The 11,916-nt window shown below is 55.2% G+C and carries 16 protein-coding genes; 10 read left to right on the plus strand and 6 right to left on the minus strand.

The genetic code is table 11. The annotated features are described in order from the left end of the window. Positions 1 to 6 precede the first annotated feature (6 nt). The 3 genes from ACMTA2_RS17000 to ACMTA2_RS17010 are packed head-to-tail and all read right to left on the minus strand — an operon-like array spanning position 7 to position 967. Entirely contained in the window at positions 7 to 378 is a 372-nt protein-coding gene (locus ACMTA2_RS17000) for a TIGR03745 family integrating conjugative element membrane protein (protein WP_413790912.1), read from the minus strand. A 17-nt stretch (positions 379 to 395) separates the two neighbouring features. Then, on the minus strand, positions 396 to 635 hold the full coding sequence (locus tag ACMTA2_RS17005) for a TIGR03758 family integrating conjugative element protein (RefSeq protein WP_161549007.1): 240 nt from the start codon (positions 633 to 635) through the stop codon (positions 396 to 398). Further along, on the minus strand, positions 632 to 967 hold the full coding sequence (locus ACMTA2_RS17010) for an integrative conjugative element protein, RAQPRD family (protein ID WP_413790913.1): 336 nt from the start codon (positions 965 to 967) through the stop codon (positions 632 to 634). Before ACMTA2_RS17010 ends, ACMTA2_RS17005 begins: the two co-directional genes overlap by 4 nt. Before the next feature lie 250 nt (positions 968 to 1,217). On the opposite strand from ACMTA2_RS17010, the gene ACMTA2_RS17015 reads away from it, so the two are divergent. The 10 genes from ACMTA2_RS17015 to ACMTA2_RS17060 all read left to right on the plus strand — a co-directional run bounded on the left by ACMTA2_RS17015 (position 1,218) and on the right by ACMTA2_RS17060 (position 7,555). Further along, on the plus strand, positions 1,218 to 1,466 hold the full coding sequence (locus tag ACMTA2_RS17015) for a hypothetical protein (RefSeq protein ID WP_413790914.1): 249 nt from the start codon (positions 1,218 to 1,220) through the stop codon (positions 1,464 to 1,466). Between the two features lie 15 nt (positions 1,467 to 1,481). Further along, complete coding sequence (locus ACMTA2_RS17020; protein ID WP_413790915.1) at positions 1,482 to 1,811, plus strand: hypothetical protein; 330 nt, start codon at positions 1,482 to 1,484, stop codon at positions 1,809 to 1,811. Between the two features lie 11 nt (positions 1,812 to 1,822). Further along, positions 1,823 to 2,146 carry a hypothetical protein gene (locus ACMTA2_RS17025; protein WP_413790916.1) on the plus strand — a complete coding sequence of 108 codons (324 nt, stop codon included), beginning with the start codon at positions 1,823 to 1,825 and terminating at the stop codon, positions 2,144 to 2,146. A 103-nt stretch (positions 2,147 to 2,249) separates the two neighbouring features. Continuing rightward, positions 2,250 to 2,561 carry a DUF4156 domain-containing protein gene (locus ACMTA2_RS17030; RefSeq protein ID WP_413790917.1) on the plus strand — a complete coding sequence of 104 codons (312 nt, stop codon included), beginning with the start codon at positions 2,250 to 2,252 and terminating at the stop codon, positions 2,559 to 2,561. Between the two features lie 146 nt (positions 2,562 to 2,707). After that, the gene (locus ACMTA2_RS17035; protein ID WP_413790918.1) at positions 2,708 to 3,505 is read left to right on the plus strand and encodes a DNA translocase FtsK; all 798 of its coding nucleotides are present in this window, start codon (positions 2,708 to 2,710) and stop codon (positions 3,503 to 3,505) included. Positions 3,506 to 3,599: 94 nt separating this feature from the next. Beyond that, positions 3,600 to 4,247 carry a hypothetical protein gene (locus ACMTA2_RS17040; RefSeq protein WP_413790919.1) on the plus strand — a complete coding sequence of 216 codons (648 nt, stop codon included), beginning with the start codon at positions 3,600 to 3,602 and terminating at the stop codon, positions 4,245 to 4,247. A 116-nt stretch (positions 4,248 to 4,363) separates the two neighbouring features. Then, positions 4,364 to 5,176, plus strand: a complete 813-nt coding sequence (locus ACMTA2_RS17045; protein ID WP_413790920.1) for an AbiJ-NTD4 domain-containing protein — start codon at positions 4,364 to 4,366, stop codon at positions 5,174 to 5,176. 448 nt (positions 5,177 to 5,624) lie between these two features. Then, positions 5,625 to 6,425 carry an SEL1-like repeat protein gene (locus ACMTA2_RS17050; RefSeq protein ID WP_413790921.1) on the plus strand — a complete coding sequence of 267 codons (801 nt, stop codon included), beginning with the start codon at positions 5,625 to 5,627 and terminating at the stop codon, positions 6,423 to 6,425. Positions 6,426 to 6,885: 460 nt separating this feature from the next. Further along, positions 6,886 to 7,074 (plus strand): hypothetical protein, encoded by a 189-nt coding sequence (locus ACMTA2_RS17055; protein WP_413790922.1) that lies wholly within the window; start codon positions 6,886 to 6,888, stop codon positions 7,072 to 7,074. 97 nt (positions 7,075 to 7,171) lie between these two features. Further along, on the plus strand, positions 7,172 to 7,555 hold the full coding sequence (locus ACMTA2_RS17060) for a hypothetical protein (RefSeq protein ID WP_008075291.1): 384 nt from the start codon (positions 7,172 to 7,174) through the stop codon (positions 7,553 to 7,555). Between the two features lie 335 nt (positions 7,556 to 7,890). On the opposite strand, the gene ACMTA2_RS17065 is transcribed toward ACMTA2_RS17060, so the two are convergent. The 3 genes from ACMTA2_RS17065 to traD all read right to left on the minus strand — a co-directional run bounded on the left by ACMTA2_RS17065 (position 7,891) and on the right by traD (position 11,912). Then, on the minus strand, positions 7,891 to 8,871 hold the full coding sequence (locus tag ACMTA2_RS17065; RefSeq protein WP_413790923.1) for an integrase domain-containing protein: 981 nt from the start codon (positions 8,869 to 8,871) through the stop codon (positions 7,891 to 7,893). 127 nt (positions 8,872 to 8,998) lie between these two features. Further along, on the minus strand, positions 8,999 to 9,730 hold the full coding sequence (locus ACMTA2_RS17070) for a TIGR03747 family integrating conjugative element membrane protein (RefSeq protein WP_413790924.1): 732 nt from the start codon (positions 9,728 to 9,730) through the stop codon (positions 8,999 to 9,001). Between the two features lie 22 nt (positions 9,731 to 9,752). Continuing rightward, a complete protein-coding gene (traD, locus tag ACMTA2_RS17075) occupies positions 9,753 to 11,912 on the minus strand; it encodes a type IV conjugative transfer system coupling protein TraD (RefSeq protein WP_413790925.1) in 2,160 nt (719 codons plus the stop codon). Positions 11,913 to 11,916: the final 4 nt, after the last annotated feature.

Below are 11,916 nucleotides of genomic sequence, written 5' to 3' on the forward strand. Positions count from 1 at the left end.
CCGACCTCACAGAATCGCGGCAGCCTTGGTCAGGAACCAGATGATGATCACCACCAACAGAGCACCGATACCGACCACCGCACCTAAGTCCTTCCAGGTCTTGCGCTGGTTCTGCACGTCGGCATAGACGGTCAGGGAATGCCAGGCCACGCCGAGAAACGCGAGCAGGGCGATCAGCAGGCCGAGCAGGATACCGCCGTCGTAGGCGTAGTTTTTGATCGTCTCGATCAACCCGGAGCCTTCGCCGCGCGAGGGGGCTTCCATGGTGGGGAGCTCGGCGAAAGCCAGGCTTGGGCCGAGCACCAGCAGCAGACCGATCAAGCGTTGGGTCGCACGATCACGCAGGTTGTTTTTCAGGGGGACAAGGCACTTGAACATGACGACGATCTCCTGGATTAGGAAAGGGTGAAGAACATCAGAACCAACAACACGAGCAGGACGCGGGCGGCGCTGCCGCCCAACGCACCGAAGCGCACGCTGCCAGCCGCCCAACCCCGGTAAGCCGTCCACATCACCCAGGCACACCACAGCAAAGCCAGGACGAGAACCAGGGACAGCCAGAGCGTCGAACTGCTCTGCGGTGAGAAACCGGAGGCGTTTTGAAAGGCAGCGGTCTGAGCCTCAGTCATGCTCATGGCGAGGGCTCCACGGACGGAGTGTCGAGGCGGTAGTCGCCGACCAGTTCACTGGGATCGCGAGGTTGAGCACGGGAGGGGGAAAGGTAGCCCTGCACACCGTGGCGGATGCGCTGGATGTCTTGGGAAAGACGGAGATAGTCGAAGCGATAGCGCTCGACTGGTTCAGCCGTGCTGGCTACCTCAGCTTGCGTTGCAAGGCGTTCGATAATATCGAGCTGCTGCTGGACTAGGCTGAGCTGATCCTGCTCATGACCAGATGCGGCATAGCTGTTGCCATCGACGATAGCCAGCGAGAGCAGTAACAAGCAGCGAAAGATGGTAGTTGGCATGATGCTGGCCCATATGGATCTGGGAGCAGAATCAAGTTAGAGGTCGAATTTTTCCGTAAGAAACCTGAGGTCTGATGAATCGCTTTTTCTGGGGAGGTACTGGAGATGTTTACTTACAGCTATGTGGTCCTTCGATCTTTGATGGAGAGAGTGGTTGAGGCTCTAGGGAAATTCCGCTCTCGATGAGCTTCGTTGATAACGATATCGTCACAACCCATTTTCGCGTCCGTGAAAACAACAGGGAGTATCCATGAGCGTAATCACGAAGAAAGCTGAGAAGGTCAGTGCCACGGTTGGCACTCTTGACGCAGGTTTCAGTTTTGAACAGTTCCTGGCTGCGTTCCAGGCTCAGTACCCGAAGGACTGGGAGAAGGTCGAGCGGGAGTACGCCAAGCATGTGCGCAAGACCAAACCGGGCAAAAGCCATCCCATGCCTGAGCCCGTCCAGTACCTTCGCAATGCACTGAACGTACACCTCAAGGCGAGCAAGCCGGATTAAAGGAAAATCGGAGCAATGAACGACATCGACCTAGCGCGTGCCAAGTGGATCAGGGCGAGTGATACCGCTTCCAATTTAGCCAAGTCAATGCACCAATCTGGCAGCGGATACGGTGATCCTGATGCTCAAATCCAAGTCGAGCATCGGCTTCAAACTGCCCGACACGACGCTGAGCGGTTGTTTCGCGAGTACGACGACCTTAGTCGCCAACAAACAGATCTGAAGCTAATGGCGCTTCAGAGTTCACAGCGTCGCGCTACCTGGGCGTCTGTTGCTGTTGCGGTTGTGGCTGGCATGGCTGCAATTGCAAGCGTAGTGGTGGCTGTCTTAGCGTACTTGAAGTAAGGAAACTTCACATGAGCAATAATGCAGCCCGAGGCAGCATTTTTCTGATCATGGCAACCGCCATCGGGCAGCCGCCCGTCCCGCTTCGTGCCTTCCAAGGCCGCGCCCAGGCCGAGGAATGGCAGGCCGACCTGATCGACTACCACATCAGCGTGCCTGAGTGCCCTGTTGATATCGAAAGCTGGGAGGACTACGACGCGCAACTGAAGGCTTGGCAACGGGGGCATCCGGGCGGCATTGCTGTAGCAGGCTACCGTATGTTCGAGCTGCACGAAGTCCCGTTGCATGGCGCACTGATGCCCGACAATTCCGGTATCGAAGATCAACCGAAGTAGCACGGAAAAGCCGTACAGGTACACGACAGGCCTCGCCCTAAAAACGCGGGGCTGAGCCAGTAGAGGCGCCGGGAAGGCCGGTTGCCAGGAAGGAACCCTACGCATGAAAGCCCGTATCACACTCATTGCATCCGCTTTGGCCCTGTTGTCGCTCACTGGTTGCGCAACGCCTCTCGAATCCGGCGCAGAGAAGGTTCAAATCGTCACCGCCAGTCAGAAGGAACGTTTGTGTCAGTCGCTCGGCGTCGTCAGCACAGAACAGCGCGTCGGTCCCAACAAGCCTAGCAATGCGATGAACAAGGCAATCAACGAGGTTGCTCGTAAGGGTGGAAATGGCATCTTCATTGTGTCGAGCAACCTAGACTGGGCGGAAGGCGCATCGGTTACTGCCGAAGCGTTGCAATGCAAGTTCTAGCCGTGCTGATAGCCTAACCCTTCCATCGAGCGGCCAATAGTTCGGGAAAAAATCGCTGCCCTACCAGCCCGCTTCACGGGCTTTGGCTGAACGCCACTAACTGAATGCAACGCATGGCCCTTATTCGCTATTAAGGAAGGAACGAAATGTCATGGTTTGATAGGTTTTTTCAATTCCCACGCACCGATGAAATAGATCAACCTGCGGCTCACCCTAGGCCATCTCGCAACGACCTATCAAAGCCGTCTGTCGCTCTCGCTGGACCGTATAGCGATATCGACGACTCTATGTACATCCAGGCGATTAGCTTCGTTCTTGAGTCCCAGCGGGCTTCTGTCAGCGGAATCCAGCGCCACCTCAAAATTGGGTGCAACCGAGCTGCTCGCTTCATCGAGACCATGGAGTTTGATGGGATCGTATCGTCACTGAGCGCAACTGGTGAACGTCGTTTGCTATCGACAGAAGAACGCAGCTCCTACCTTCTTCGCCGCAATGTTGAGCCAACTCCCCCGAACATTGAGGTTGAGCAGAAAACACGTCGCGGTAAAAAACTCCCCAGCCCAGAAAAGATGGACCTCCCACCGCTGACGGGAAAAATCAGAGGCACCAAGGATATGGGGTTCAACATTGTAGGGGAATCGCATTTTCAAGCAGCTCTTAGACAAATCCGAAACTCCAGATGCTTGGCCGTAGACAATGACTTCGAGGCGTTCATTTTGACCGAGCCCGATAACCCCCATGACGCTAATGCATGCGCAGTGTTTATAGACGGCTTCAAAGTCGGCTATCTGCCCAGAGATGCGGCCGCGAGCTTTGTCGACCAGATAGCGGACCAAGGAGTCCAAGGTGTTTCATGTTTCCAGCTGAGGGCGAAATTGGTAGGTGGGTACGGAACTAGATTGAACATAGGGGTGATGGTCAATCTACCTACAGGCGATGAGTGAGAACTGCCGGGAAGAGCAAGAGCATAATCTGCGGCCATAGGAAAAAACGCCGCTATACCTGACCATGGGCTTATCGAGAATTGGATGACACAGCATGGTACACCTGCGCTTTGAACTGACTAACCGACGTTTTTTTCACGAGCTGGGCCCCGACTTAAGCAGAAGAAAAATGATATTCGATGCATTCGTCGAGTCGAGTGAGGAGCTAAGAGTCATTGAAAAGGGTTTTCTGAGAAAGGGTGATGTTTCAATTACTACCACCCCCCGCGAAGGGCAGATCGGCTCCATTTATTATGTTGGTGCCTGGAGGGATTCAGACACCGATTCCGACTACCCGCATTCATTCTCTATCGAAACGTCGCTGCCATTTGAGTCTTTTGAGCCAGTATTGAACGTCGACCTCGATGCCTACCAAATATTCCTGAGGTTCTCTACGAGCCTTTTTGGTACCGGCCTAACCTACGATGTAGCGCCTGATGGCAGTGAAAAGTGCTGGGACACTGAAAAATCTAACCCGGTTAAAGCCGAAGAGGTTGTTTTCGTAATTGTTCCGAGAGACAAACCAGCCCCGGGATTGTCCGAAGACGATCATGGTGAGGCCAGTCGTCCCGTTGAGGACAGTCGGACCGTGGAACCTCCACCTATTGTGCTTTCGGACCCACAAATAATCCGCCACCTGCGATCTATCTGGTGGGCAATAGTCATGATCGGTGGCCTCGTTCTATTGAAGCTTTATCGGTAAAGGCCATGACCTCCGACGAGGCGATTGAAGAAAACCCACCAGCCCACCAATGCGCGGGCTAAGCACGTAGGAGGACGCTCATTTGGTGTCCGCGAAAACAGATAGGGAGTCGTTTTATGAGGGACTCATTCTCGAAGCGTCACGGTTTCGCATCTGTCGAAGAGGCAGTGATCACCGTCCGCGAAGACGCACCGCAGGAGTTGCAGGAGTACCTGATTCAGCTCGTTTATGAGTGCGGCCTGAAGCCGTCAGAGCTTCGTCAAATCATCTGCCAAGCCCTGAAGATACTGCCCAACAAGAAGCAGAACTGGAGCGAGCAGCCCAACATCCACGAAGAAAACGTCCAGCTGCTGGGTGAGTGCAAATGGTACAAGGTGTATGACGTGATCGAGCGCGTCGATGAATCCCTCGGCCAGTGGAACTACAACGGCGACACGTACCAGCACTTCACTGATGATTTGAACGAATTCTTTGTTGAGCATGGCATTGGGTGGAAGCTGCTCGATGGCCGTGTCGAGATTCGAGGTCCGGAGTCGTTTGAAGTGGTCCTGAAGTCGGCCAGGGAAACGGAGCTACAAGCAGGGCACCTTACGGCTAGCAACGAATTGCACCAGGCAATCTCCGATCTCTCGCGACGGCCAGCACCTGATCCTACAGGCGCGATACAGCACGCAATGGTTTCGCTGGAGTGTGTTGCCAGGCAGCTTACCGGTGATCATCAAGCAACTCTTGGGAAGATCATGAATGATAATCGCATGCTCATATCAGCACCTTTAGACCAAGCGGTGATCAAGACCTGGGCCTATGCGTCGGAGTTTGGACGACACCTTCAGGAGGGGCGGGAACCATCCTTTGAGGATGCCGAATTGGTCGTCGGCTTGTGCGCCTCGGTGAGCAACTATTTGATCAAGAAATCGAATACGCAGTGATGGAGTGCATTAGGCATGGGCGACCACCGCCGGAAACCCTCGCAGACTCTCACGAGGCGTCGTGGCCTGAACTCCCGGGCCCAGTGCCGGAACGCAATTAAGCAGGAAAAATGGTGCCAAGCGGATACCGACCAGTCAAGACAGGTCTCACAGCGGACCCAGGCCAACCTGTCTTGCGAACGGCAGAAAACGGCAAGAGACGCACGGTCAACGCGCCAGACTACTATTGGCCCAGGCTGTGTAAAAACGTAGACCCTGTTTTGAAGTCTTGCGTAGCTACGTAAAATCTGTCAGTGCTTGGTTAATCAGCAGTGCCGAAATTTACGTAGGAGCGCGATTTTTGTTCTGGTTCTGACCGTCAAACCTGCTCTAAAACGTTTTTACACAGCCTCATAGTTGGACGGTTGACGCGACAAGTACCTTGAAAATCGCCGAGGGATTAAAGCTTATGAAGGGATTTAAAAGGATGCGCGCTCCGCAGAGTGTTTTCTTATTGGTCTGTGGGGTTTTTTCATTATTTTGTCTGGCAGATGAGGTCGTTAAGTTTAATCTAAATGTGGACTTTTCAATGTCTGAAACCCCTAAAAAAATCTTTCTTGAGCAGGGTCATGAGTCAGCCTGTAAGTGGATATTCGAGAATAAAAAGCACCTCGGTGCTGGAGATAAAAATTCTCTCGGGGTTTGTTATCTCTTTGGTCGCTATGTTGAGCATGATTTTGGATTCGCTGAGCGGTGGATGAAGCTGGCGGCAGAAGAAGGTGATACATATGCCCCCGAAAACCTAAAAAAAATGGCGGCTGTGCAGGAGCAAATTAGACAGGTTCAAGTCTCCGCAGCTCAGCAGTCCCAGGAACCACTCAGCGAGCGTCATAAGGCTGAACTGGATGCAACAGTCAATGCCAGGCTCCCAGTGGCATCCGGTAGATTCGCATGGGAGGTTACGACTAATGGAGCTAGGCCTACTGGTTATCTAGTGATGGAAAATACCAGTGACGAAGAAGCGACGTATGTTTTGTCGGCTTATTACAAGGATGAAAACAATGAGGTTAGGACTAGTGGGAGTAGTATTGTCTCTGTGCCCGAAAAAAGTAAATTCAGGGCATGGTTGCCAGCCGACGCTAGCTACCAATACCCCTCTGAATCGTGGACTTACAAGATTGTAGTTAAAAACGCTTTGTCTGGAGCAGAGTTGTTTAATTATGAGTCTGTTCTGCCTGTTGATTATGCCGGGCAGATACTTCCTGAGTAATTAATTTCTGAATGCTTAGGCTCGATAGGTAGAGGTCTTCCCAGGCCATGCTGGCTAAGACCCCAGCGAGCTGCGTTATGAACCCATCGCAAAAGGCGATCGACGTGATTGAGGATCGATTCGCGTGTTACAGGATTACTTCTCAAAAGGGGCAGCTGACTGTGGTCGCTATTGGCGTTATGGAATCCACGGGTGTACTGCTTGGTCGTCGCAGTTTTTTGTGGCGGTGCCTTGGTTGGTTGCTCGACTTCGGTTGTCAGTTCCAATCCTCGCAACGTGGTTGTCGAGTCGCAATCTTTGAATGCAGCAGAGGCGCAGAGGCTTGCTGACGCTGAATGCAAGAAGTATAACCGTTACGCCAAGATGACAATCAAGGGCGGCTACTGGGACCGGAACTACACATTCAAATGTGTTGAATATGGGTCAGCAGCCAAGCGTCGAAGTTACATGGAAAATACCCATGAATCACGAATTGAATGAACTTGAGCAACGGGCTTTGAACAGTTCTGCAAAGGCCACCTCACTGATCCGCAAGCTGGCAAGCAACTCGCCGCACGCTTCCGTTGAGGCGCTGGAAGAGCAAGTAGCCGAGTTGCAGTCCGTTCGAAATGAGCTGGCCGACCGTACCGGTCGCAGCGCGTTGGAATAAGCAGGAAAAGCCGCTCCACCGCCAGCCCGCCAATGCGCGGGCTAAGCCCGTAGGAGAGGACCACTTTCGCGTCCACGTTTACAAGGGGATCAGCATTATGAGCACTGCTACCTGCCGCATCTGCGGGCTTCTTTATGTGTCGTCTTTGGTAGAGGATCAAAAAACTCACGCTGCTATTCATAAAAAGCTAGCAAGCGGTTCACAGCCGCAGAAGGTTCGGGACTTTTCCAAAGCCTTTGGCTGGGCGGTAGCTCATAACGATGGCGGTCTTGAGCGAATGAAAGATCAGCATGACCCTGAACTCGGTAAGCTGGTAGTCGCATTTTCTTGGTGGAGTCGCGCTCTTTCGAATGGTGTCCAGGTGAAGGACTTTGACAGTTACATGGAGGCTCACCTTGCATTTGCCGATTCACTCGTCAGTGGTATAGACGTGGATAAAACCAGCGCAGCGATCAAAAAATGGGAAAGGTTCGCAGGCTGATCACCAGCTAGAGGAAACCACGGCTATGATCATGCGCACGTATGAATACTTTGCTTGCCCCAACGGCCACCAGGGCGAAGAGAAAACCGCCGAGAACGATCAGCCATATTCGAAGTGCTGGGAGAGTATTTCGATCAAGGGCCTCAGAAACGGGCCAGATGGCAGCTATTTATGCGAAGTGTGCGGGTTGCTGATGTCTCGCGTCCCGAAGCCACCCGCATAGGAAACGACCATGGCATTCCCAAAAGTCCACCAGCACAATTCACACGTCACGGTCGATCCGATCATGTCGGACTACGTTCGCGAGCAGTAGCAACGGCTTCATATCGAATGGCTCATGTTCGACCACCAATGTAAGTCGATAACAGGTCGATACGGCCGAGCCCCAACTCGTAGCTGATTTGTACTCGGGCATCCTGATCTAGGCGTCGGTCGAATTGGTAGCAACGGCCACCGTTGATGGGCGCGAGATGATGAGTGATTTGCTCATAGCGTTCGCACGCATAGGCGGCCCGAAGCTCGTGGAAGCCTTTGAGGTTGTGCGAGTGGAGGATCTCTCGTGCGGGGCGGACGATTTGCCGTTGTAAATCGACATAGCTTTCGTTCGGTGCAAGCAGATTGCGGCTACCGTTGGGTGAAACCTGTTCGGCAAATTTCAGCGCGTCACGAATAGGATCATTTACCGTAATCCAACGAAGCGCCGACGCACGTGAGCGGCCACCTTGGATGCCATCTCGGATGTTGATTTTGCCGCAGTGTTCGGTCTCATGTTTTAGGCGCGGTAGGTCGGCCAAAATGGCCTCGCGCAAGCGCATGCCGGTGGCTCGCGCCAACTGAACGATGGCCGCCGCGCGCGGCATTTGGTGTTCGCAGAGCACGTCGACGATCCGCTTCACCTGCTCATGGTCTTGCCCTTGCGGCGTCGAGCGACGAACATTGGTGCGCCGCATTCCCAATGCCATACTCGGACTCGGCACCTTCACAGACTGATCGCCGCGAAGCGCCGCCATAGTCCGGTTCACGCTGGACAACCGGTTTTGCGCGGTGGCGATGCCGATAGCGCCTTGTTCAACTTGTTGGCGAAGATGCCCTGCGTAGTCCAGCAAGGTCTGCCGATCAATCTGCTGTGCATCATTAAATCCCGGCCCATCCTCCAAACGACACCAGCGGACGAACGCCTGCCAGCGATCACTGTGCGCCTTGACCGTGGCGTAATGTCCGCCGCCAAAAAAATCGCGCAATGCTTTCGGTCCGGCATAACTCAGTTGTCGGCCATAGCCAAAATTGCGCCCGTCTCTTCTACCAACCAATGCCATGATCAAACTCCTCTCGAAGCCAAACACCTGTGGGGGGCCACTAACGCGGGACTGGCGGTTCCTTACGACCGGAAGTTTGTGCAGCTGGCCTCCTGAACACTTCCGCAGATAAGCATTCGTGTCGCACTCAGAGATATTTTTTGAACGTCGCCGCTGTGATGGCCATGGCCACACCGAGCATCACGGCGCAAGGCACAAAAACAACCATGGGATTGAGCGAAAAGGGCAGAGACAGGTAAAGGATCCAGGGTACGCTCAGCAGTGGGATGACCGCTCGCTTGGCCCGGTGATAGACAAAACTGCTTTCGCGCCCGGCTCCAAATTTTCGCAGGTCGCGGCGCATTAGGCCGTCAATAAAGCCGGTGAACATGGCCAGTAGAAACAAGGGGGTCGCCAAGGCCAAAATGGTCAGACGCACCACAAAGGTGAAGATCACATACACCGCCGCCAGCACGAAACCCTCAATGCTCACGTAAAACTGGTTGATCCACCCCCAGAAGCTGTCGCCCATGCTCGATACCCGCGCCTGCTGGGCAAAATTCGCAAATCCAGTCTTGACCAACAACCATTGGTTGAGGAGGTCCAGCCACTGGACAATCGTTGGCCCAGGCTGTTGGAGGATCAGTGACGATTTGAAGTGCTCGGTGAGCCAGCCCAGTTCGTTGGTCAGCATGGCCTGGCTGTGTCGCCAACCCTGATCGCTCCAGAACAGCAGTAGGCCTGCGAACTCGATCAGGATCGAGAACAGCAACGAGGCGATCAGTACACCGATAATGCGTAAAACCAAGCCAATCACCGAAACGATCAGTCCAGGGCGTTGGATCAGTTGCGGTGAAAGGGGCTGAGCTGAAGTCATCATCCTTTACTCCACGATGCGCGCCTCACGGCGCCTCCTGAACGGGGGCACCTGAATCCACCACTGAGGAAGTGCGCGCTGGCGTAACTCTATCCGGATCAAAGTCCAGTGTCGGGCCGCCACCGCTCGCACTCCACCAGTGTCCCGATTGCTCGTTGTAGCTGGCGCGCATCCGCTGAGTCAGTACCTGTAGATCTTTGGGCATGGCATCGTCGGGCGAAGGCTTGGGCAGTGGCATACGGACTTTCCAGAGCTGGCCACCGGCCTGGAAGGAGAACATTTGCCCCTTGGGCAAACTGACGATATGTGCGGGCTCGATCAACGGCACGCTGGTACTACTGACCCGGTCCTGCGAGGAGGAGGTGAAGTCTGTATTGGCTTCAGGATCGGAGGTGTCGGTGGCACCCGACACCAGGGTTTTGGTAAGCACGTTGACCTTGGGCAACTGCTGGGTGAGCAGTTCCGCAGTGGCGGTTTCGCGCACCCGGAGCATTTGCAGGGTGTTGAAGTTGCCGATCACCTGACCGGCCTTGGCGCGATTACCAATGCGCGCTTCGATATCGCTGAGGGTCTGGGTGTAGGCCGTCACTTGGATGCCGGCGCCGCCACCCTTGTTGATCAGCGGAATGAACTCATCCCCCATCAACTCGTTGAACTCATCGGCGTGGAGGTTAATCGGCAACTTGTCACTGCTGCTGCCCGATGGGGGCAGGCCATGGTCGATGCCGTGTTTGTAGATGTGTCCGGCGACCGAGACCAGGTCGGCGAACATGGAGTTGCCCACGGCGGCGGCCACCTCGGCGTCGGTCAGCGCATCCAGGCCGACGTAAACGATGCCGCGCTTACGGATGATCTGCATCCAGTCGAAGATCGGTCGCGGGTCAGTGAGATCGGTGTAGTTGGGGGCCAGTAACTGGGCGGTCTTGCCGGTGGTGAGTTTCTCCAGCAGCGGTAGCAGCGAGGCGACAATCTTGTCGAAATAGGTGCGGTCGTACCGCACCGCTGAGCGTAATCCATCCAGCACCGGATCAAATACCCTTTTCACCGCCAGGTACTGTTCGATCGCCACCACGCGCTTTTCGCGCCCGATCATATGTCGGGGAATGTTCTTCTCGGTGAGCTTGCCTTCAAGCTGGACGATCACTTCCCACGCCTTCGGGTCGGTCTTGGCGAAAAACTGCTGGGTGTATTCGATGAACAGCGCGTCGATATTGACCACATGTCGCTGAATCTGCAGGTAGTCCGGGCGTCGGCCCAACTCGATCAAAGCCCGGGCAATGATGTTGACGAAGCGCCAGGCGAACTCACGGAAGGCCGCCGAGTTACCTTCACCGCTGAGCTGCCCGGCGATGCGTGATGCTACCTCCGAGATCCGTCCGAAACGTCCCACCGCGTTATAGCGCGCGGAGATCTCCGGCCAGCCCAGATGGAACACATAAAACTCCTTTTCCCGACCAGCGCGTTTGGCTTCGACGTACATCCGTTTGAGCAGGTCGGCATCACCTTTCGGATCGAAGACGATGACTACCTCATGTTCGGTGCGATGAATGTCCTGGGTGATGTACACCTCGGCGAGTCGCGTCTTGCCGACACGGGTAGTGCCCAGCACCAGGGTGTGTCCGACCCGTTCGCCCAGCGGCAGACTGACTTCCGTTTCGTCGGGTTCTACCCCATGCAGCAGCGGCGAACCACCGACCGGGGGCAAAGGGCGCAACGGATTGAAGGCGCTGTCCCAGGCAGTGACACGCGCCAGGGTCGAGAGCGGAAACGGTGCATGCTCCAGGCGCCGCTCGAGTCCACGGGACAGGCGGTAGCGGGTTGGTTGGTCGACATAGTGGGCGACCGCCGGATCCTGGGCCTCGACCAAGCGCTGGGTGTGCAGGCGGGTCCAGCGAAAGCCGCGACCCATGAACAGACGCTTGCGGCTGACCGGAATCTGTCGGCTGGTCAGCTCGTAGCGGGGCAGCCGACGGATATTGCGCCGATAGCGCAGCACCTCCCAGGCTTGGCGCAGCCGGATCAGGCCGAACAGGGCATAGGCCAGCGCTGCAACCAGACCGATCTCGGGTGACAGGGCCACAGCCCAGGGCGAGTACACGCACAACACCGCGGCGGCGATGCAGATCGCTACGGTGTACAGTTCCACCGCTGGCCGAAGCTTGGACTCCATCGCATGCTCGGCCATGACC

It is taken from the genome of Pseudomonas medicaginis (assembly GCF_965119365.1).
Lineage (GTDB): Bacteria > Pseudomonadota > Gammaproteobacteria > Pseudomonadales > Pseudomonadaceae > Aquipseudomonas.

Coding starts and splice junctions, on each gene's coding strand:
- ACMTA2_RS17000 (WP_413790912.1), bottom strand. CDS start 378: ATGTTCAAGTGCCTTGTCCCCCTGAAAAACAACCTGCGTGATCGTGCG.
- ACMTA2_RS17005 (WP_161549007.1), bottom strand. CDS start 635: ATGAGCATGACTGAGGCTCAGACCGCTGCCTTTCAAAACGCCTCCGGT.
- ACMTA2_RS17010 (WP_413790913.1), bottom strand. CDS start 967: ATGCCAACTACCATCTTTCGCTGCTTGTTACTGCTCTCGCTGGCTATC.
- ACMTA2_RS17015 (WP_413790914.1), top strand. CDS start 1,218: ATGAGCGTAATCACGAAGAAAGCTGAGAAGGTCAGTGCCACGGTTGGC.
- ACMTA2_RS17020 (WP_413790915.1), top strand. CDS start 1,482: ATGAACGACATCGACCTAGCGCGTGCCAAGTGGATCAGGGCGAGTGAT.
- ACMTA2_RS17025 (WP_413790916.1), top strand. CDS start 1,823: ATGAGCAATAATGCAGCCCGAGGCAGCATTTTTCTGATCATGGCAACC.
- ACMTA2_RS17030 (WP_413790917.1), top strand. CDS start 2,250: ATGAAAGCCCGTATCACACTCATTGCATCCGCTTTGGCCCTGTTGTCG.
- ACMTA2_RS17035 (WP_413790918.1), top strand. CDS start 2,708: ATGTCATGGTTTGATAGGTTTTTTCAATTCCCACGCACCGATGAAATA.
- ACMTA2_RS17040 (WP_413790919.1), top strand. CDS start 3,600: ATGGTACACCTGCGCTTTGAACTGACTAACCGACGTTTTTTTCACGAG.
- ACMTA2_RS17045 (WP_413790920.1), top strand. CDS start 4,364: ATGAGGGACTCATTCTCGAAGCGTCACGGTTTCGCATCTGTCGAAGAG.
- ACMTA2_RS17050 (WP_413790921.1), top strand. CDS start 5,625: ATGAAGGGATTTAAAAGGATGCGCGCTCCGCAGAGTGTTTTCTTATTG.
- ACMTA2_RS17055 (WP_413790922.1), top strand. CDS start 6,886: ATGAATCACGAATTGAATGAACTTGAGCAACGGGCTTTGAACAGTTCT.
- ACMTA2_RS17060 (WP_008075291.1), top strand. CDS start 7,172: ATGAGCACTGCTACCTGCCGCATCTGCGGGCTTCTTTATGTGTCGTCT.
- ACMTA2_RS17065 (WP_413790923.1), bottom strand. CDS start 8,871: ATGGCATTGGTTGGTAGAAGAGACGGGCGCAATTTTGGCTATGGCCGA.
- ACMTA2_RS17070 (WP_413790924.1), bottom strand. CDS start 9,730: ATGATGACTTCAGCTCAGCCCCTTTCACCGCAACTGATCCAACGCCCT.
- traD (WP_413790925.1), bottom strand. CDS start 11,912: ATGGCCGAGCATGCGATGGAGTCCAAGCTTCGGCCAGCGGTGGAACTG.